This is a genomic window from Verrucomicrobium sp. 3C, from assembly GCF_000379365.1.
Lineage (GTDB): Bacteria > Verrucomicrobiota > Verrucomicrobiia > Methylacidiphilales > Methylacidiphilaceae > Methylacidimicrobium.
In genome coordinates, this window is record NZ_KB901875.1 from 1,213,130 (window position 1) to 1,232,205 (window position 19,076).

The window sequence follows — 19,076 nt, forward strand, 5'->3', positions numbered from 1 at the left end:
ATAGAGCAGAGGAACTGATAACAAAGGAGAAGAAATGGCTGAACTGAATATTCGACCCTTGGGGGATCGAATCCTCGTCAAGCTGATCGAGGAGCTGGAGACGAAAAAGGGAGGAATTATCATTCCAGACACCGCGAAAGAAAAACCGCAGGAAGCAACGGTGGTAGCCGTCGGCCCGGGCCGCTTGGAGGAAGGGAAGCGCATTCCGATCGAACTCAAAAAAGGGGAGCGCATCCTCATCAGCAAGTATGGCGGGACCGAAGTGAAGATCGAAGGAGATGCTTATCAGATCCTTCGGGAGGACGACGTCCTCGCCGTTGTGGGGTAGGCAAAAAGCGGTTTCGAAGAGAGAAAGAATAAGCGGAGAATTATACGTATGGCAGCTAAGCAACTCATTTTTGACGAATCGGCTCGTCATGCCCTTTTGCGTGGCGTGGAGAAGCTGGCAAAGACGGTCAAGGCGACACTCGGGCCTTCGGGTCGCAACGTGATCTTGGATAAGAAATTCGGTGCTCCGACCATTACCAAGGATGGCGTCACCGTCGCCAAAGAAATCGAGCTGGAAGATCCCTGGGAAAACATGGGAGCCCAGCTCGTTCGCGAGGTGGCCTCCAAGACGAGCGACGTAGCCGGGGATGGCACGACTACCGCGACCGTCCTGGCGGAGTCGATTTACCGGGAGGGCTTGAAGAACGTCACCGCCGGAGCGAATCCGATGGATTTGAAGCGGGGAATCGACAAGGCGGTGACTGCCGTCGTGGAAGAGCTCCAGCATGTTTCCCGGAAGGTTAAGGAGAAAGAGGAGATCAAGCAGGTTGCTACGGTTTCCGCGAACTGGGATGCTTCCATCGGCCAGATCATCGCGGATGCCTTGGATAAAGTGGGCAAGGATGGCACCGTGACGGTGGAGGAGGCCAAATCCATCGAAACCACGCTCGAGGTGGTGGAAGGGATGCAGTTCGACAAGGGATACATCTCTCCCTACTTTGTGACCAATGCCGAAGAGTTGGAAGCGGTGCTGGAAAATGCTTATATCCTAATCCACGAGAAGAAGATATCCAGCCTGAAGGATCTTCTTCCCATCCTGGAAAAGACCGCGAAAGGAGGTCGACCGCTCCTCATCATCGCGGAGGATGTGGAAGGGGAGGCGTTGGCAACGCTCGTAGTCAATAAGTTGCGTGGAACCTTGCAGGTCTGCGCCGTGAAAGCGCCTGGCTTCGGGGATCGCCGCAAGGCCATGCTGGAAGACATTGCCATCCTGACGGGCGGGCGATGCCTGACAGAGGACCTTGGCATCAAGCTGGAAAACGTCCAGATGGAAGATCTCGGCCGGGCCAAGAAGATCGTCATCGAGAAGGAGAATACGACGATCATCGAAGGGGCGGGTAGCGCCGGTGAGATTCAGGGCCGCGCCAACCAGATCCGGCGGCAGATCGAGGAGACGACATCGGATTACGACCGTGAGAAGCTGCAGGAGCGGCTGGCGAAGTTGGCAGGCGGGGTGGCCGTGATTAGTGTCGGAGCGGCAACCGAAACCGAGATGAAGGAGAAAAAGGCTCGCGTCGAGGACGCCTTGCACGCCACCCGAGCAGCCGTCGAAGAGGGAATCGTTCCTGGCGGTGGTGTTGCGCTTCTGCGATGCCAGACCGCAATCGACAAGCTTGACCTTAAGGGGGATGAAAAGGTGGGCTCACTGATTGTGGAACGAGTACTGGAAGAGCCCCTTCGAGCGCTGGCCAATAACGCCGGCTTGGAGGGTAGCGTCATCGTGAATGCGGTGAAAGCCCGGAAGAACGAGGAAGGATTCAATGTCGCCACTCGCGAGTATGTAGACATGATGAAAGAGGGCGTGGTAGATCCGACCAAGGTGACCCGAACCGCGCTGCAGAACGCTGCCTCTGTGGCAAGCCTGCTCCTGACGACGGAAGCAATGGTCACGGAGATTCCGGAAAAGGAGAAGAAGGCCACGCCTCCGACTCCCGGAATGGGCGAGGAATATTAAGAGTAGAGAAACAGCACCCGTTTGCTGACGGGTCGCTCGGATCTGCGGAAGGAAAGGCCGGAGTCTCGAATAGGGACACCGGCCTTTCTTTTGTCGACACCCGGAGATGACGCGGCATAGTGCCGCCCCCGAGTCTTTGCTGCTACGACTGGGCCAAAGCAGAAGCAGATATCACCGCAGGAGGCTAAAGCGCTTGCTTCAGTCCCTTGCCGGGAGCAAAACGAACCGACTTTGAGGCTTTGATCTTGATGTGTTCGCCGGTTTTCGGATTGATGCCCGTCCGAGCCTTTCGATGCACAACTCTGAACGTGCCGAAGCCAATGAGTTGCACTGTGCCCGCCTTGCGGATGCCCTCCTTAAGTCCATTCAGAACAGCTCCAACCGCTGATTCGGCGACAGCTTTTGTGGTCTCCTTACCCATTTCCCCTTGAACGTGTTGGACGAGGTCGACCCGATTCCAGTGCTTGTTCTTTTTCTTTTTCTCTTCTTTCATGCTCCCTCTCTTTCCGGAAGCTGATTCGATGCGCTTCCTGGCCGTTTGTGACAAAGGGAGTGATAGGCGTCAATGAGAAAAAGAGAAGGTTAACTGTTAAGCGCGTGGCGCAAGCATCGCTGGAAAGGGATGTAGGATACGTAGTATTCTGGAGAACAATGACTTGCGCGCTATGGTCTAATAAGCGTCAAGGCGGCCAAACGGGGACTGTTAGCAGTTGCTCGCATCAGCATGGAAGAGGCGAGGGAAATCGGAAACCTAAAAGAGCATCCTCAGAGCGGCTTCGTGGAATCGATAGGCGGTCGGGAGTCTTCGTGGGAGGATGCGATGAGCCGTTCGGCGAGCTCAAGGGCTTGTTCCCGCGTGCGAATCTGGCCGTTGAGCTGTGACTCGCGGATCGCCTCTAAGAGAGAGCCGAGGCGCGGACCCGGGCCAAGCCCGAGAGCAATCAAATCGTGACCGGTGAGAAGCCGGGGAGGAGAGATGTCAGAAGGAGGCAGCTCTTCTAACTTACTGTGCAGAAACTCATAGATCGACAGATCTCCATGGCAGGCGAGGCAATCGATCCTATGTAGTTCGAGCTCCAGTGGAAAGGTTGCGCGCGCGAGCAGGCGTTTGAGGGTGGCCGGCCGCATCTCTCTGGCATCCTTAAATGCCATGTGATTGGCGACCATCGCGACGACGGCTTCAATAAGGGAATTGGGTTGGCGGAGGCGCGAGAGGATCCTATCGGCCATTCGCGCCCCAACAACCTCGTGCTCGAAGAAGCGAATCCGGCCGCTTGGATCCGCCTTTCGCGTGATCGGCTTTCCGACGTCATGCAGCAGGGCGGACCAAGCCAATGGCAGGGGCGCATGATGGAGTTGGTCGAGCAGGAGGCGTGTGTGAACAAAAACGTCTCCCTCGGGGTGAAACTCTTTGGGCTGCTCGACGCCGTGCAGAGCGGAGACCTCCGGAAGAATCTGCGCGAGGAGCCCGCTTCGATCCAGGAGGTCGAGGCCCTGAGCGGGCGCAGCTCCGGACCAAATACGATCCAATTCATCACGTATGCGCTCGATGCTCACCAGAGAGACGGTGACCGCCTGGGCCTGGAGGGCAAGCCAAGTCTCTGTCTCGATGGCAAAACCTAGGTTGGCCGCGAACCGCACGGCGCGTAGCAAGCGAAGCTTGTCTTCCGAGAAGCGTTGCGATGGATTCCCAACCGCCCTAAGTTTCCTTTCTACAAGGTCGAGTTGACCTCCCACATAGTCGATCAGACGCTCGGATACGGGGTCGTAGAAGAGAGCATTGATCGTGAAGTCGCGTCGATAGGCATCTTCGGCTGGATGCGCAAAAACCACACGATCCGGATGCCTGGCGTCGCGCGTCCCGATATCTCGGCGGAAGGTGGCCACTTCAAAGGAGTAATCTCCCGATGGCACACGAACGACTCCGAAGGCTTTGCCATGCAGACCAGTGGCCTGAGGGAAGAGTCGCTGGACCTCTTCCGGAGTCGCCGTGGTGGCAATATCGATGTCGTGGGACTCGTGGCCCAATAGGCGATCGCGCACGCAGCCCCCGGCGAAGTAAGCGATATTGCCCGCCTCCTGCAGTCGCTTCACAAGGCGCAACCCCGCTTGCCACATGCTCTGGTTTTGAGTTCCCAAGGCTTCTTAACCCATTGCTATGATGCCCAGGCGCGACGGGTTGCTCTACGGTGCAGCCTCCGCGGATCGCTTGGCCTTCTGCCTCCAATAGACGATCCCGCCAGCGAAGCTCCAAAAAAGAGTAGTTCCAAAGAAGAGCAGAGAAAAGGTCACCGCTTGCGTGCTCGTAAATCCCAACGGTTGGAAAAATAGTACCAATAGCCCTTCCCGCACACCGAGTCCAGAGATGCTGATCGGTATGGCGTCGAAGACGCTCACCACCGCCAGGATTGTGGCCAAGATAAAGAAGGGAATCGGTAGCCGGAGGGCGGTGGCCGCAAACCAGGCGAACCCGAAGGTCGAGCTATGCGCACCGAGGGAAAAGAGAGCGGCACGGACGGTTGCATTCCGATCGGCGGCAAATCGGCGAGTCGCATGGGAAAGCTCTTCGAGCAGTCGATGAAAAGGCGCATGCCTCTCCATGAGGCGAAATGGGCGTCGCCGGAGCAGCGAAGGCAGAAGCCAGGCAAGCAACGCAACGAGAAAGATTCCCAGGGCAACGAGCAAAAAGACGAGGAGGATGTCCTGGACCAGGGAGCCTTTCGCGAGAATCGGATAGAGAAAGAAGCAGAGTCCGGAGCCAATCAGGAGTAGGATGACTACGCCGACGAAGCGGTCGTAGAGGACGGAGAGCGAGGCGGCCGCCTTTTGCTTCGGAGCGAGGCGCACGGCGTAATAGATCCGCACGAGATCTCCACCGGTGGAGCCGGGAAGGAATGCGTTAAAGAAGCGGCCGATGAGGGTAAGCCGCATGGTTTCCCCGAGAGAAAGCGGGATCTCTTGCGCCCGAAGCAGAGCCTGCCAGCGCAACGAAGCAAATGCTACCTGCACTCCAGCCAAGAGAATCGCGCCCAGGAGCCAGACGGGATCTGCCTCGCGGAGGGTTTCGTCGATCGCCGCCCAAGGGACACGCCGGATGATCAGGGTCAGAAGCAGCACGGAGACGGAGCTGCGAAGGAGCACCCAACCGAATCCACGAAATTTATCCATGAAAGAATACCGCTCGAGAATGAGAACCTCCTGGCCGTTTCCCGAACGAGAGCGAGATGCTTCTTCCTCCCGGTCGGGATCTCGTGCCCGCATCTTCCTTCGCTTGCCGGACCGGAGCAACGTTCAAAAAGGAAAAAAAGTAAGATCGCATTCTTCGCTCGTTGGGCGTTGTCTCCTTTTGATGGGTCTTGGGTCCGCCTAACCTGCCTGTCTCCCAAGCGTTCTCCTGCGGCTTGCAATATATGGCCCCGGCTACTTCGTTGGGGCTTGGTTTTCCCTCTTCGCAGTATGTGTCATCATCCAGCCTCCGGGGGGAAACCTACACCTCGCCTTGCATTCAGGCCCATTCGCCGCGCCTCGGGAACGAACTTTGGGAGACAGGCAGGTTAACCGTTCCCCGAACGCAGATCCTCTGGCTTGGGCCAGGTGCAAGAGGGGTGCCGATCGCCAAAGACATCATCGACCCGCCCGACCGGCGGCCAATATTTTCTCTCCTTTAACCAAGGAAGCGGAAAGACCGCCAGCTCGCGGGAATAGGAGCAGTTCCACCTCTCCGCCGTGAGGGCGGTTGTCGTGTGCGGAGCGTTCCGGAGGGGGCTGTCTTCCGCCGGGAGCTTGCCCATGCGCACCATCTCGAGCTCCCCGTGGATTGCGATCATGGCATCGCAAAACCGATCCAACTCCTCCTTCGATTCACTTTCCGTCGGCTCGATCATCAGGGTGCCGGGGACCGGCCAGGAGATCGTCGGTGCATGGAAACCGTAATCTGCGAGACGTTTGGCAACGTCGTTGACCTCGATCCCGGAATCCTTCCATGGCCGAAGATCGACAATGCATTCATGGGCTACCAGCCCGGACGCGTTGCGAAAGACAATGGGGAAGTATCGGGCGAGCCGATGGGCGATATAGTTGGCCGAGAGAAGGGCGGTCTCTGCGCAGCGGTTCAACCCACGCGCCCCCATCATCACGAGGAACATCCAGGTGATGGGATAGATCCCTGCGCTCCCCCACGGAGAACCAGAGATCGCGCCGCACGCGTCCGCTGATGCGGGGGAGAGAAAAGGATGCGAGGGGAGGAAGGGGACGAGGGCGGGGGAGACAGCGATTGGACCCGCTCCGGGGCCGCCTCCGCCGTGGGGGATTGCAAAGGTCTTGTGAAGGTTGAGATGACAGACGTCGACGCCCATCTCTGCCGGTCGACAAAAGCCCAAAAAGGCATTGGCATTGGCCCCGTCGAGGTAGACAAGCCCTCCGGCCGCCCGAACCATGCAAATCACCTCCGGAAGGGTATCCTCGAAAAAACCGTAGGTCGAAGGGTAGGTGATCATGACCGCCGCGACGCGCGTCCCGACCTCGGCCAGCTTCTTTCGAAGGTCTGCGAGGTCGAGTCTCCCTTCCTGGTCGCAGAGCAAGGGCAGGATCGAAAAGCCCGCCGCGGCGGCGCTTGCCGCATTGGTGCCGTGCGCAGAAACCGGCAGGAGGCAGAGATTCCGATCTCCCTGTCCGCGAGATCTGTGGTAGGCGCGGATTGCGAGAAGTCCGGCGAATTCACCCTGGCTGCCTGCCGTCGGTTGAAAGGAGACGGCAGCCATACCGGTGATCTCCTTGAGCCAACGCTCTAGGTCGTCGAGCATTTCGCGGTAGCCATTGGCCTGCTCCATGGGACAGAACGGATGAATCTGTGAAAATTCATCCCAAAGCATCGGAAGCATCTCGGCTGCGGCATTGAGCTTCATCGTGCACGATCCCAAGGGGATCATGGAGGTCGTTAGGCTGATGTCGCGCGCAGCAAGCCTTCGGATATAACGCACAAGCTCGGTCTCGCTTTTGTATCGATGGAAGATCGAGTGAGGGAGAAGAGGCAGGCGGCGGCAGAGGTTTGGCGGGATGGGAGATGACGCTGCATTTGCGCGAGGCGAGGGCCGCCCGAGGGAACCGGGCTCCTCGGCGAAAACAGACAGCAGATCGAGCAAGTCCTTTTCTCCCGTCGTTTCATCCAAGGAGATCCCCAGCCCGGAGGGTAGCCGACGAAGATTGATCCCAGCCGCTTGGGCGCGGCAAAGAAGGGATTCGGAGCGCGATTGGGACAGCAGAACGACCACCGTATCGAAGTGCGGTCCGGGCTGAAGCGGGAGGCCGATCTTGGCGAGCCCGTCCGCAAGGCGGTTGGTCAATGTCCGTATGCCTTCGGCTATGGCGTGAAGCCCGGGAGGTCCATGATGGATCGCGTAAAAGGCGGCGACCACAGCGGGGAGTGCTTGCGCGGTGCAAATGTTGCTCGTGGCCCTTTCCCGCCGGATGTGCTGCTCCCGGGTTTGTAAGGCCAGACGGAGTGCTTGCCTCCCTTCCCGATCGCGAGAGATGCCTACAATGCGACCCGGCATTTTACGAAGATCGTTCGCCCGGGTAGCCAGAAAGCCGGCATGGGGCCCGCCGTAGCCGAGTGGAAGACCAAAGCGCTGCATCGAGCCGACGGCGATATCCGCTCCGAATTCGCCCGGAGTTCGGAAGAGCGTGAGTGCCAAGGGATCCGCATGCATCACCACGATTGCGTGTCGCGCTCGAAGTGCCGTGATCGTATCGGTGTAGTCAAGGACGACGCCGTCCGTCGTCGGATAGGGTAGCAGGGCACCGAAGCAATTCTCCTCCGGTAAACCGTCCCCCAGCGGGTCGCGGACATCTACCACGATCCCGAGGGGTTCCGCGTGGGTCCGCACCACGGCAATCGTTTGCGGATGGCAGAGCGAAGAGACGAGGAAGCGCTTCGAATCCGGGACGGTGCTTACGCGCGCACACATGGTCATGGCTTCGCACGCAGCCGTGTCGGCATCGAGAAGGGACGCATTCGCTACTTCCATTCCCGTAAGGTCGGCGACTAGGGTTTGGAAGGTGAGAAGTGCTTCCAGCCGCCCCTGGCTAATTTCCGATTGGTAGGGAGTATAGGGCGTGTACCAGTCGGGGTTCTCCAAGATGTTCCGTCGGATCACGGCGGGAGTGATCGAGGCGGAATAGCCCATTCCCAGGTAGGAACGGAGGATGCGGTTCTTCTTGGCGAGATTCCGCAGAGCCGCCAGCGCGTCGGCTTCCGGGAGGGCTTCTGGGAGGTGGAATGGCGAGCGGGTGCGGACTGACCGGGGGATGATCGCCTCTGCCAAGGCCTCCGCCGAGGAGAAGCCGAGCATTTTCAGCATCTCCCCCTCATCGCCTGGGCTGGGCCCGATGTGGCGTTTCAAAAAGGAGGCGGGCTCTGTTGGATTGCTCATCTCTAGTGATCCGGTTGTCTAGCCTTCCCGTCTCACAAGCGTTCTCCGGTGGCTTGCAAAATGGACCTGCCTGCCTCGTTGGGGCTTGGTTTCCCCTCCTCGCAGAATGTCGTCATACAACTCCGGGGGAAGACCGGCGCCCTGCCTTGCATTCAGACCCATTCGCCGCCCCTCGGGTACGAACTTTGTGAGGCAGGCAGGCTGGGGAAGCGGGTCTCTTTCGGACCGCCCCCGCTTATGGGGTGGGGGGGGATTCCGTCGAGCCTGCAATAAGCTTTGCATACGTCTCCGGCGATTCCAGGCGCTCGGTTTCTTCCGGAGCCTCGACGCGGATCCGGAAAAGCCAGCCTTTCCCGTAGGGGTCGGTATTCATCAGCCCGGGTTCCTGAGCGAGCGCGGTGTTGACTTCCAGGACCTCGCCGGTAGCGGGAGAGTAAATGTCGGATGCGGCCTTGACCGATTCGATGGTGGCCACGGCTTGTCCCCGTTGTACGTGCGTGCCGATTGCCGGCAGCTCGACAAAGACGATGTCGGAAAGCTCCCGCTGCGCATAATCGGTAATTCCGACGCCGCCAATCTGGCCTTCGAGCAGCAACCACTCATGCGATCTGGAATAGAAACGATCGGTCGGAATCTTCATCTGTTTTTGCGGCGATAGAGGGGTGCAGGTTTCAACGTCACCGGATAGCGAGCGCCCCTGACCAGATAGGTGAGCCGGGTACTCTCGGTGGTCAGCGGCGTCTTCACGTAGCCCATACCGATCGCGGCCTCCAGGGTCGGAGAATAGCCTCCGCTCGTTACCTTTCCAACCACGGTTTCTCCAGCCCAGAGTGGATAACCGGCTCTGGGCGGAGGAGCGGGATGCTCAGCGGCAAACGCAACCAGGGAGATGTCGAGACCTCGGCTTCTTTTCTCCAGCAGCGCTTCCTTGCCGGGGAAGGAAGTGCTCTTTTCCCAATCCACGACCCAGCCCATGCGGGCCTCCAGGGGAGTCATCTCTTCATTCAGTTCATGGCCGTTGAGGGGAAGGCAAGCTTCCAGGCGGAGGATGTCTCGTGCCGCCAGGCCGCAGGGGCGCAGACCCGACGATGCACCCGCCTGAAGCAACGCATCCCAGAGGCTCGTCCCGAGTGGAGCAGGAAAAAATAGTTCCGCCCCATCCTCGCCCGTGTAGCCGGTACGTGCGATCCAAAAGCTGCTGCCCTTCCAAGAAGCGGCTATGATGGCGCGCCGCTCGAATGCTTCTGGAAGGTCGGGAAGGACCCGTCGGAGAATCTCTCGAGCCTCGGGTCCTTGGAGGGCTAGGCCTCCCCAACATTCGCTTTCATCCGTAAGGGCTACTTTTGCACGAGACAGCTTTTCGGAAAACCAGCGAACATCGGTTTGCGTCGTCGCGGCGTTGACCACCAGGAGAAACCTCGACGGCTCGATCCGGTAGACGAAAAAGTCATCGATAATGCCACCATTCTCTTTCAGCAGGAATGAGTATCGCCCACGTCCCGTGGGAAGTGCGGTGATCTTGCTCGGCAAAAGCTGATCGAGCCACCCCGGCGCATCCGGACCCTCGAGAAGAATCTCTCCCATGTGGCTGATATCGAAGAGGCCCGCTTTTCGGCGGACGCTCAACACTTCTTCCGCTACCGAGCTATAGACGATCGGGAGCGTCCATCCGGCGAAGCTCCCCATTCGCGCTCCCCATTTTCGGTGACGGTCATCCAGCGGGGAAATTCGGAGAGGAGGGGAAGAGAAAGCTTGCATTCTCGGCACGAGTCAAGGCAGTAGGGAATGATCTTGTCAAGACCTCTTTCCCGTGCGGCTGCGCTGCTTTTTGCCCACCGAAGCGGCCGGGTCCATTTCGGAAGCCGCAGGAGAACGCTTGTGAGACATGCAGGCTAAAGGCTTGCTTGATCGAAACGGAGCGGTAGGATGATGCTGAGCGTTATACTATGAGTAGGAAAGTTGGGGAGACGGCATCTGTGCCGGAAGAAGCTGAACTAGCTCCCCGTTTCTCCGTGGATGATCTGAACATCAAGGTTCAGCAAGCCCAGGAGGTATTGCTCGATTTGGAACGGAGACGAGAGGAGATCGAACGCCAAAAGCTCCAGCTTGAGGAGTTGCGGAAGAAACAGCGGGATTTCGAGGGAGGACACCGAGGGGTGACCGAAGAGTTGGCGCGGAGCGTCGCTCTTTTGGCACGCCAGGAAGAGGACGGCCAGAGGGAGCTCGAAGATATACGGTCGGTTCGCAAGACTCTCGCCGAACAACTCGCTGCGCTGGAGGCGCTGGAACCCGCAACGTGGGAGCCGGCAAATCTTTCCGAGGAGCTGACCAAAGCGTTAACCCTGGTCGATCAGTCCCGGGCTATTCTGCGGCAGGCTCAAGGACGTCTCGAGCGCCTGGGATGGGAGGCTGTCGAGCAGGAACATAATTCAAATCGAGTGGAAGGAGTTTTCGAGGAAACGGACGAAGGGTTTAAGTTTTGGCGTAAAGTCGCGAGCGGCTTTGCCTATTCTCTTCCTTTGATTCTCTCTCTCCTAGCGGTCTCACTTGTTTGGTTTCTGAAGAAATAGACCCATGCCGCTGGATCCGGAGCGGGCTGGCTCGGAAGGCGGGGAGCGAGATTCAGGGGCGAGACATTTCCTGTCCGAGGGTGGGGAGGCGGCGGAAGCGCGGCTGGCGAAGGAGAGGAGAAGCTCACTACGCTGGCAGCACAGTGCACAGCGGAGGCGGGACCGCAACCGATTTCTCCTGCTACTCGTGCTGCTCGCGGCGGTCCTCTATTTTCTCTGGAAACGGTGTAGCGCCTATCTTCCGCATGGCGCGAGCGGCGCGCATTGAGCGCCTACCTAAGCTTGCGCAGGCTCTCCCGGGAGGGAAGAGGAGAGCCTAATTCGAATCTTCGGGGTTTTCCGGTAGCGGTTCACTTCTTTCCGCCTTGCCCCGATGACGGATATCTCGGGCGCGATAGAGGTAATAGACTTTTTCGGCGATGTTTTTGGCGTGGTCGGCGATTCGTTCGATCGCACGACTGATCAGGAGCAGGTTTGTTGCTTGCGGGATCGATCCCGGCTGTTCTCGCATCGCCTGGAGCAGATCCTCGGAAAGCTTTTTATTGAGGGTGTCGACTTCCTTGTCCCTCTTCACGATGCCGATGGCTTCCTTGGCTTTGGCCTCGATAAAGCAGTCGATGGCATCGCGGTACATTTCTTCGGCCACCATCGCCATCTGGGGGATGTCAAAGAGAAGCTTGAGCGGAGGTGCGGCATTGAGCCGTCGGGCGAGGCGGGCGATCGTGACGGCTTGGTCGCCGATCCGTTCCAGATCGCTGGATATCTTGGAAGCCACGAGCACGAACCGACAGTCGGTCGCGACCGGGCTGTGCGTCGCGATGTAGGTGATGACCAGATCGTCGACCTTGACTTCCAGGGAGTCGATTTCAGAGTCCTGCTGTTCGACCCAATCGGCGAGCGAATCGTTTCGCTCGGTGAGGGCTTGCAGCGCCACCCGGAGGTGGCGGGCGGCAAGGCTGGCCATCAGGAGCAGGGTTTCTCGGATGCGAGAGAGTTCGAAGGAAGCAGTGCTAGTCATCGCAGGCCGGGAGTTTCGCCGACAGGAACGGAGAAATGTAGCATGGGGCTTGCGAGAACGGGTACTCTTTTCCTTGCCGCTTTGGGCCTGAAGGCAACCCGGTGAGGCGGAAGGAAACCGCAGAAGGGCCGATGAGGGAAGAAGACTTTTCCAAGGAGCTTGCGGGCGGAAGCCCGATGGGTGGGCTCTCTCGCGAAGAAGCGGCAAGACGAATTGCCGCGGAGGGGTGGAATACTCTCCCGGAGCGTCTAAGGCCTCCTCTCCTGGCCTTCCTGGGAAAGTTTTGGGCACCTGTCCCGTGGATGTTGGAAGCCGCGATCGTCGTGGAAGCGCTCTTGCGGCGAATCGGAGACGCGATTGGCATCGGGGTGCTCTTGCTCTTGACGGCGGCCTTGGCCTTCTTCCAGGAGAGTCGTGCAGAGCGGGCCTTGCATCTCCTCCGGCGACACTGGATCGGGACGGCTCGAGTCTTTCGCGATCGAGTATGGCAGCGCATTCCCCTGACCGAGATCGTTCGTGGCGATTGGATTCATCTGCGGGTCGGGGATGTTGTTCCGGCGGATGCCCGATTGCAGTCGGGCGCCGTGGAAGTCGACGAAGCTTCCCTTACTGGGGAGCCCTTCGCCCGGGAAAAGGAAGCGGAGGATATTGTCTACGGAGGGACGGTGATCCGCAAGGGAGAGGCGACCGGCGAGGTTTTTGCCACGGGAGCGAGGAGTTCCTTTGGGAGAATCGGCGACCTGGTCTCGTCGGCACGGGCCCCAAGCCAGGTGGAGCAGACGATCTTTCGGATTGTGCGTTGGCTGATCGGGATCGATGGCGCGCTCGTGGTCCTGGTTTTCGGCTATGGGCTGGTTCATGCCCTTCCGCTCACGGAAGTCTTGCCGTACGCCCTCGTATTGCTGATCACCTCCGTGCCCGCCGCCTTGCCAGCGACCTTTGCGATGACGAGCGCGCTTGGGGCGCAGGAGTTGGCGAGGAAGGGGGTGCTCGTCCGGCGACTGGCCGCCGTCGAGAATGCGGCAACGATGGATATTTTGGTCGCCGACAAGACGGGAACCATTACGACCAACGAGGCTGTCCTTCAAGAGATCTCGCCTCTTTCTCCCACCACTAGGGACGAGCTTCTGTCGTGGGGAGCAATCGCCTCACTGGAAGCGACCGAGGATCCGCTCGACTGCGCCATTCTTGCGCTCGCAAAACGAGAGCGCCTCCCTTTGCCGAAGGAGAATCAGGTCTCTTTCACGCCCTTCGATCCCTCGACGAAATATTCCGGTGCCGAGTTCCAGACGAATGGCGGTCGCTTCCGTGTCCTCAAAGGAGCCCCGAGCGCCGTGGAGCGCGCCGTCGGGGGATTTCCAGCGGATGCCCTCGCGACGGTGGAAAGGCTTTCGTCTCGGGGCTTGCGCGTCCTCGCCGTGGCCGCGGGCAATCCCGGGGGGTTGCGGCTGGCTGGCTTTCTTGGCTTCTCCGATCCGGTTCGGACCGATTCCCGCAGCCTGGTCGCGAGACTTCAGGAGCTTGGGATCCGCGTCCTTCTGGTGACCGGGGACGCCGTGGCGGCGGCCCGCGCGGTTGCGCGCGAAGTGGGCATCGGCTCGCGGGTTTGCGTAACCCCCTTGCCTCCGATTGCGGGGAAGCGAGATCCGATCGATTCCTGCGACATTTTCGCGGGCGTCTTTCCGGAAGAGAAGTTCCGGATCGTGGAACGCCTGCAAAGGGGCGGCCATGTGACCGGAATGACCGGCGACGGGGTGAACGATGCACCGGCACTCCGGCAAGCCGAAGTCGGGATCGCGGTCAGCAGCGCCTGCGATGTCGCACGGGAGGCGGCGAGCATCGCTCTCACCAGCCCGGGACTCATGGATATCGTCGCCGCAGTGGAGATGAGCCGGGAAATCTACGAGCGAATGCTGACTTACATTTTGAATAAGATCATCAAAACGGTGGAGGTTGCGGTCTTCCTCACCGCAGGCCTCCTCTCCACCGGCATCTTCGTTCTTACCCCGTTCCTGGGAGTGCTTCTGCTCCTGACGAACGATTTCATCACCATGTCGCTTGCTTCCGACCGTGTTCGCGTCCCGGTCCGTTGCCGCCGCTGGCCGATCCGGTCCGTGGTGCTGACCGCAGTGGCTTTTGCGCTCTGCCTTTTGGCCCTCTCGTTCACGATCTTCTCGCTGGGCGTCCATTGGCTTAAGCTAGACACGGCGCATCTCCAGACGCTGGTCTTTGCTTGGCTCGCTTTTTCCGGGCAGGGTATGGTCTATGTCGTTCGGGAACGAAGCCCAACGCCTGGACCGCTCCCGGGCCTCTGGCTCTGGATTGGCTCTCTTGGGGGTGTCGTGATTGTATCGCTTCTGGCGATCGCTGGCGTCGGCATGGCGCCCTTACCGTGGCCGGTCGTGATCGGGCTCCTCGGGACTCTGGCGATTTTCCTAGCTGCACTTTCCTTGGTTAGGACAAGAATTTTTTCCTTCTTTGGCTTGGAAGGGGGCGCTTCCCGCTGAGAACGCTTCCCTCCGCTTTTTTCCAGCTCCAGTGGACCGGACGCCCCAGCAGCGGGAACTCCTTGCGGATCTGGGACTCGAGGAAGCGCTCGTAAGATTCGATTAGGAGCCGCGGATCATTGACAAAGAGGCGAAGGCGAAAGGGGGATGCGGCTGAGGAATCCCGTGGCGCTTCGTTTACCGCGTAATAGATTTTCAGGTGCCTCCCACCCGATCCTGGTGGGGAAAGACGGCGCTGGGCTTTTTGGAAGAACCGATTCAGAGCGCCGGTCGAGACCGCCCGGCCCGCCTCCTCGTCCACGCGGAGGCTTGTCTCGAGTAAACGGTCGAGATTGGTGCCGTTTCTGGCACTCAAAGGGACGATGGGAGCGAACGACAGAAATGGCAGATCGCTCTTCACCGCATTGGCGAGAAGGGCCTGCGTCTGCTTCTCCTCGGCCGACTGCGGAAGAAGATCCCACTTGTTGAACGCGATGACGCAGGGCCGGCCGATACGCTGAATCCAGCCGGCAATCTTTTTGTCTTGCCGCGTGATGCCCGAATGGCTGTCCAGTACAAGAATCACCACATGGGCCCGGGCTAAGGCGTGAAGTGACCGTCCGGCCGTCTTGGACGCGAGCCCCTCCCGCTGTTTGTGGCGCGGCGCCAATCCCGCCGTGTCGATGAGGAGAAAGCGCTTCTTGCGCCATTCGAACTCGATATCGATGGCGTCGTGAGTGGTCCCTGGCTCTGGAGCCACAAGCAATCGAGATTCGCCGATCAGGGCGTTGACGAGGGTCGACTTGCCCACGTTGGGCCGCCCGAGGAGGGCGAGCCGTCGAGCCGGCTCTTCCGGGAGAGCGGGCGATGCGGAGACGGGATTTTCTCCCGTCAATCTCTCTCGCAATGGGCGTATGCCTCGGTTATGGGCGGCGGAGATCGGGATCGGCTCGCCTAGGCCGAGTTCGGAAAGCTCTCCGGCCAGTGGGTCGAGATCCTCTTGATCGATCTTGTTGGCAATGACCCATACCTTCTTGCCCAGCTTGCGGAGATGCCCGGCGATCTCTCGGTCGAGCGGGGTAAGTCCGGATCGTCCGTCCAGAACGAGGAGGAGATCGGTGGCCTGGCGGAGAGTGGCCAAAGTGAGATCGGTCAGCGTCCGCTCCTTCTCCTCACGAGAGAACACAACTCCTCCTGTGTCGATCAGTACTGCCGGCTTGCCGCCGAAGCGAACTCGGACGGAAAGAGGATCCCGCGTCACACCGGGCTCGCGATCGGTTAGTGCGATCTCTTTTCCACAGAGCCGGTTAAAGAGAGTCGACTTTCCGACGTTGGGACGTCCCACGATCACGAAAGTTCGCATAGGCGCTTCTGGCTTTTCGCACGACACCGCTCGATTCATTCTCTATCCGCCATTTCTCACACATTTCGCAGCCGAGGCTCCGCAAATGGGTTTGGATGCGAGGCACGGCGCGGGTTTTCCCCCGGAGCAGTATGAGAGAACATACTGCGAGGATGGAAAACCAAGCCCTACGAAGCAGACAAGCCCATTGTGCAAGCCGCAGGAGAAAGCTTGTGAGAAATGGGGGCTAACGAAGACTGGCGCTCCCGCTGCGCGAGGAAGGGAGAGGGGAGCAAGAAACGCATTGGACGAGGATGCGCAATCCCCTAGCGAAGTAAAAGCAGGTCGAGGCGATCAGGAAGACGGCTGCGATCCAGCAGGACGCTGCCGCCCAGGAGAGCTTCAGGAGACCCGCCGCCACGGTGATAAAGGAAAAAAAGGTTGCTACCTTCCCTGTCCAATGGGGATAGATCGGGACTTCTCTTTTGAGGAAGAGCAAGAAGCCGATGCCACCGAGAAGGAAGACGTCTCGGATGAGGACCAGGACGAGGAACCAGAAGGGGAGTGGGGCCGACTGCGGAGAAGGGAGGGTGGTCAAGCAGAGAAGAGAGGCCAGCAAAAGGAGCTTGTCCGCCAGCGGATCGAGGATCTTTCCTACACGGGTCTGCTGTCGCCAGCGCCTGGCGATGTACCCGTCCAGGGCGTCGCTGAGCGCGGCCGCCAGAAAGAGGGAAAGACCCGCGATCCGAAAGCGATCGTCAGCCGCTCCCTCCGTTTGGCTCTCGCCGTACTGCCAGAGAACCGCGGCCATGGCTGGGATGCAGAGCAGCCGCACGATGGTGACGCGATTGGCCCATGTCATGAGGCAAAGGTCTCGATCGCTCGGTGAAGGCGGTGAAGAATCCGTTCTTTGCCAAGGATCGTCAGGGAGTGATAGAGGCTTGGCCCTACCTCGCGACCCGTGGTGGCAACGCGTGCGGGATGGACGTAGGTCCGAACGGACGTCTCGTGAGCCTGCGCAAGCCTCTGAAAGCGAGCTTCCAGCGAGGAGGACGTAAAGTCGGATGCTTCCGAGAGATCGCCCAGGAGGTTGCGAAGCGCCTGGATGCCTGCAGGGTTTAAAAACCGTTTGACTGCGCCCTCTTCGAAAGAGACCTCTTCCTGGAAAAACGGACGAGCCCATTCGACCAGTTCCTTTCCCGTCTTCACCTTTTCTTTCACCAAGAGGACGACCTCTTTGAGGTAGTCCGGTTCCCACTTCGCAATCGGGAAGCCGGCCCTCTCAAGCCAGATGCGCGCATGGGGCAGCAGCTCCTGGGCGCTCAGGCTTCGCAGATAGGTCCCGTTCATCCAGAGAAGCTTGTCTGCATCGAAGCGGGCGTTGCTCCGGTGGATCTGGTTGAGCTCAAACTTCCCTATTGCCTCCTCGATCGGAAAGACTTCGCGGTTCTCGCGGAGGGACCATCCGAGAAGGCAGAGGTAGTTGCGAACCGCCTGCGGCAGATACCCGCCCTCTTGATACTCGCTCAGGGAAGCGCCGACATCCCGCTTGCTCATCTTTGTGCCGGTACGATTCAAGATGAGAGGGATGTGGGCGTACCGAGGCGCGCTCCCTCCCAAGGCGGCGGCGATGGCCAGATGCTTGGGAGTATTGGAGAGATGGTCTTCTCCACGGATGACGTGGCTGATCCCCATCTCGAGGTCATCGACGACGTTCACGAGATGGAAGACTGGGGATCCGTCCTTCCGCTGAATCACGAAGTCCTGTTCCAGCGCGCAATCGAAACAGACTTCACCGCAGATCAAGTCCTCGACCACGATCCTCTTGCGTGGCATCCGGAAGCGGATCGCTCCGTCGCGTTCATACGCTTGATCCCGATCGAGGAGCAGGCGTACCGCGCGATCATAAATGGTCCTCCGCTCGCTTTGGAAATAGGGTCCTCGATCGCCTCGGGCGCCCCCATTCGGGAGAGGACCTTCGTCCCAGTCGATCCCCAGCCACTGGAGACCGTCGAAGATCACGCGCACCGCTTCGACGGAATTTCTCGCGGCATCGGTATCCTCGATGCGAAGGACGAGCGTTCCCTCCGTGTGACGGGCATAGAGCCAATTGAACAGGGCGGTGCGCGCCCCGCCGACATGAAGATAACCTGTGGGGGAAGGGGCAAAGCGGACTCGCACGCCATTCATGCTTCTGCTCCGTCTTTTAGGTACTCTTCGCTTTTCTGCAATAAGCCGCTCGTGAAGGTGACCACGGACTGGTCTTCTTCCTCAAACCATTCTTCATGATACGTGCGTTTCAGCCGCGCCTTGGATCCGACTATGCGAAGCAGCAGCGCAAGAGCACCGATTCCGTCGAAGAAGGGGAGGTTTCGTTCGCGTCCCAGGAGCGCAAAAAAAGCAGAGAGATCCCGTTGCTCCACGGTCCGCCAAAGCCCCTCTTCCCCAAGCCGGGTCTGCTCCAATAGGGGTGGAGTGGCCGCGAACGGGTGCCCGAAGCGCGGACCCATGTGGCAACCATCCACACTGACGATCAACTGCATGCGCTCTCCGTAAGCTTCGTGCAGGCAATGGAGCGATGTTGCCATCTGGTCGAATGGTGTGTTCCGGTCGGGCACTCTCCCTTGTTCGACCCAGTCCAAGAGCCCGCCGCAAAGAATGGGAAGAAAGCGCACGGGCCGATTGCTGCCTCGGAAGGCGCGAATGGCTTGGAGAAGCACGATGGGAAACTCGATCGAATGCTCGCCCTCGTGCGCCTCCGGATCGTGGCAGGGGAAGCTCAGCTGTTTGCGAAGCCATGCGACGGACTCGACTTCCGCGAGAGCCCGGCCGAGGGGAGTGCGAAGATCGCGATTGTCGATGCTCCATTCGAGCCTCGAACGGTGGCCAACGCCCAAAATAAGGTAGACATCCGCTTCCGGAGCGCTTGCCAGTGGAGCAAAGGCGTGAGCGTATGCCCTTGGGCTGACGCGGAAATCAATGTGAGGGGAGAGGATGCCGAGAAGATCGGTTCGACACGGTGTGAACGGCGGTAGCAATGGTGCGGCGCCCGGTTCGGAGAAGAAAGATCGGAAATAGGAAAGACACTGGCACCCGTCGCTAGGATAGCAGGTGCCCGCACAGCGGCAATGGAGCGTCCTATGTCGGCTAGGGGCGGATATTGCCATGCCTATCATGTTTCGAGAAAAACGGCTCAGGCAAAGCAAAAGTTTGAGATTTGCCGAATC

Annotated in this window: 16 protein-coding genes; 5 read left to right on the forward strand and 11 right to left on the reverse strand. The window is 59.5% G+C overall.

Going from position 1 to position 19,076, the window contains the following annotated elements; genetic code table 11:
- Positions 1-34: 34 nt before the first annotated feature.
- Both groES and groL read left to right on the forward strand, forming a co-directional pair.
- The gene (gene groES, locus A37A_RS0106580) at positions 35-328 is read left to right on the forward strand and encodes a co-chaperone GroES (RefSeq protein WP_020494119.1); all 294 of its coding nucleotides are present in this window, start codon (positions 35-37) and stop codon (positions 326-328) included.
- Positions 329-376: 48 nt separating this feature from the next.
- A complete protein-coding gene (groL, locus tag A37A_RS0106585; protein WP_020494120.1) occupies positions 377-2,002 on the forward strand; it encodes a chaperonin GroEL in 1,626 nt (541 codons plus the stop codon).
- 184 nt (positions 2,003-2,186) lie between these two features.
- Here groL and A37A_RS0106590 read toward each other — a convergent pair whose 3' ends face one another.
- The 6 genes from A37A_RS0106590 to gcvT form a co-directional block, all read right to left on the reverse strand.
- Positions 2,187-2,495 (reverse strand): HU family DNA-binding protein, encoded by a 309-nt coding sequence (locus tag A37A_RS0106590; protein ID WP_020494121.1) that lies wholly within the window; start codon positions 2,493-2,495, stop codon positions 2,187-2,189.
- Between the two features lie 272 nt (positions 2,496-2,767).
- Positions 2,768-4,096: a CCA tRNA nucleotidyltransferase gene (locus tag A37A_RS0106595; protein WP_231363793.1), complete on the reverse strand. Its 1,329-nt coding sequence runs from the start codon at positions 4,094-4,096 to the stop codon at positions 2,768-2,770.
- 90 nt (positions 4,097-4,186) lie between these two features.
- Positions 4,187-5,263, reverse strand: a complete 1,077-nt coding sequence (locus A37A_RS0106600; protein WP_155996506.1) for a lysylphosphatidylglycerol synthase transmembrane domain-containing protein — start codon at positions 5,261-5,263, stop codon at positions 4,187-4,189.
- Positions 5,264-5,556: 293 nt separating this feature from the next.
- Positions 5,557-8,433: an aminomethyl-transferring glycine dehydrogenase gene (gcvP, locus tag A37A_RS0106605; RefSeq protein ID WP_018290734.1), complete on the reverse strand. Its 2,877-nt coding sequence runs from the start codon at positions 8,431-8,433 to the stop codon at positions 5,557-5,559.
- A 235-nt stretch (positions 8,434-8,668) separates the two neighbouring features.
- Positions 8,669-9,073, reverse strand: a complete 405-nt coding sequence (gene gcvH, locus A37A_RS0106610; protein ID WP_018290735.1) for a glycine cleavage system protein GcvH — start codon at positions 9,071-9,073, stop codon at positions 8,669-8,671.
- Entirely contained in the window at positions 9,070-10,191 is a 1,122-nt protein-coding gene (gene gcvT, locus A37A_RS0106615) for a glycine cleavage system aminomethyltransferase GcvT (RefSeq protein ID WP_018290736.1), read from the reverse strand. The genes gcvH and gcvT overlap by 4 nt, the downstream gene beginning before the upstream one ends.
- Before the next feature lie 254 nt (positions 10,192-10,445).
- Here gcvT and A37A_RS0106620 point away from each other — a divergent pair, with 254 nt between their 5' ends.
- Together A37A_RS0106620 and A37A_RS0106625 are read left to right on the forward strand one after the other, a co-directional pair.
- Entirely contained in the window at positions 10,446-11,003 is a 558-nt protein-coding gene (locus A37A_RS0106620) for a hypothetical protein (protein WP_018290737.1), read from the forward strand.
- Positions 11,004-11,007: 4 nt separating this feature from the next.
- On the forward strand, positions 11,008-11,271 hold the full coding sequence (locus A37A_RS0106625; RefSeq protein ID WP_018290738.1) for a hypothetical protein: 264 nt from the start codon (positions 11,008-11,010) through the stop codon (positions 11,269-11,271).
- Positions 11,272-11,319: 48 nt separating this feature from the next.
- On the opposite strand, the gene phoU is transcribed toward A37A_RS0106625, so the two are convergent.
- A complete protein-coding gene (gene phoU, locus A37A_RS0106630; protein WP_018290739.1) occupies positions 11,320-12,021 on the reverse strand; it encodes a phosphate signaling complex protein PhoU in 702 nt (233 codons plus the stop codon).
- Between the two features lie 131 nt (positions 12,022-12,152).
- On the opposite strand from phoU, the gene A37A_RS16210 reads away from it, so the two are divergent.
- Positions 12,153-14,528: an HAD-IC family P-type ATPase gene (locus A37A_RS16210; RefSeq protein ID WP_020494124.1), complete on the forward strand. Its 2,376-nt coding sequence runs from the start codon at positions 12,153-12,155 to the stop codon at positions 14,526-14,528.
- On the opposite strand, the gene der is transcribed toward A37A_RS16210, so the two are convergent.
- From der to amrB, 4 genes are all read right to left on the reverse strand, one after another.
- Positions 14,476-15,852: a ribosome biogenesis GTPase Der gene (gene der, locus A37A_RS0106640; protein WP_231363795.1), complete on the reverse strand. Its 1,377-nt coding sequence runs from the start codon at positions 15,850-15,852 to the stop codon at positions 14,476-14,478. The genes A37A_RS16210 and der overlap by 53 nt on opposite strands.
- Before the next feature lie 244 nt (positions 15,853-16,096).
- On the reverse strand, positions 16,097-16,711 hold the full coding sequence (locus A37A_RS18240; RefSeq protein WP_018290742.1) for a CDP-alcohol phosphatidyltransferase family protein: 615 nt from the start codon (positions 16,709-16,711) through the stop codon (positions 16,097-16,099).
- Positions 16,708-18,039 carry a glutamate--tRNA ligase gene (gltX, locus tag A37A_RS0106650; RefSeq protein WP_018290743.1) on the reverse strand — a complete coding sequence of 444 codons (1,332 nt, stop codon included), beginning with the start codon at positions 18,037-18,039 and terminating at the stop codon, positions 16,708-16,710. Before gltX ends, A37A_RS18240 begins: the two co-directional genes overlap by 4 nt.
- Positions 18,036-19,025, reverse strand: a complete 990-nt coding sequence (gene amrB, locus A37A_RS16220) for an AmmeMemoRadiSam system protein B (RefSeq protein ID WP_343122722.1) — start codon at positions 19,023-19,025, stop codon at positions 18,036-18,038. Before amrB ends, gltX begins: the two co-directional genes overlap by 4 nt.
- Positions 19,026-19,076: the final 51 nt, after the last annotated feature.

Coding starts and splice junctions, on each gene's coding strand:
- groES (WP_020494119.1), top strand. CDS start 35: ATGGCTGAACTGAATATTCGACCCTTGGGGGATCGAATCCTCGTCAAG.
- groL (WP_020494120.1), top strand. CDS start 377: ATGGCAGCTAAGCAACTCATTTTTGACGAATCGGCTCGTCATGCCCTT.
- A37A_RS0106590 (WP_020494121.1), bottom strand. CDS start 2,495: ATGAAAGAAGAGAAAAAGAAAAAGAACAAGCACTGGAATCGGGTCGAC.
- A37A_RS0106600 (WP_155996506.1), bottom strand. CDS start 5,263: ATGCGGGCACGAGATCCCGACCGGGAGGAAGAAGCATCTCGCTCTCGT.
- gcvP (WP_018290734.1), bottom strand. CDS start 8,433: ATGAGCAATCCAACAGAGCCCGCCTCCTTTTTGAAACGCCACATCGGG.
- gcvH (WP_018290735.1), bottom strand. CDS start 9,073: ATGAAGATTCCGACCGATCGTTTCTATTCCAGATCGCATGAGTGGTTG.
- gcvT (WP_018290736.1), bottom strand. CDS start 10,191: ATGCAAGCTTTCTCTTCCCCTCCTCTCCGAATTTCCCCGCTGGATGAC.
- A37A_RS0106625 (WP_018290738.1), top strand. CDS start 11,008: ATGCCGCTGGATCCGGAGCGGGCTGGCTCGGAAGGCGGGGAGCGAGAT.
- phoU (WP_018290739.1), bottom strand. CDS start 12,021: ATGACTAGCACTGCTTCCTTCGAACTCTCTCGCATCCGAGAAACCCTG.
- A37A_RS16210 (WP_020494124.1), top strand. CDS start 12,153: ATGAGGGAAGAAGACTTTTCCAAGGAGCTTGCGGGCGGAAGCCCGATG.
- A37A_RS18240 (WP_018290742.1), bottom strand. CDS start 16,711: ATGACATGGGCCAATCGCGTCACCATCGTGCGGCTGCTCTGCATCCCA.
- gltX (WP_018290743.1), bottom strand. CDS start 18,039: ATGAATGGCGTGCGAGTCCGCTTTGCCCCTTCCCCCACAGGTTATCTT.
- amrB (WP_343122722.1), bottom strand. CDS start 19,025: ATGATAGGCATGGCAATATCCGCCCCTAGCCGACATAGGACGCTCCAT.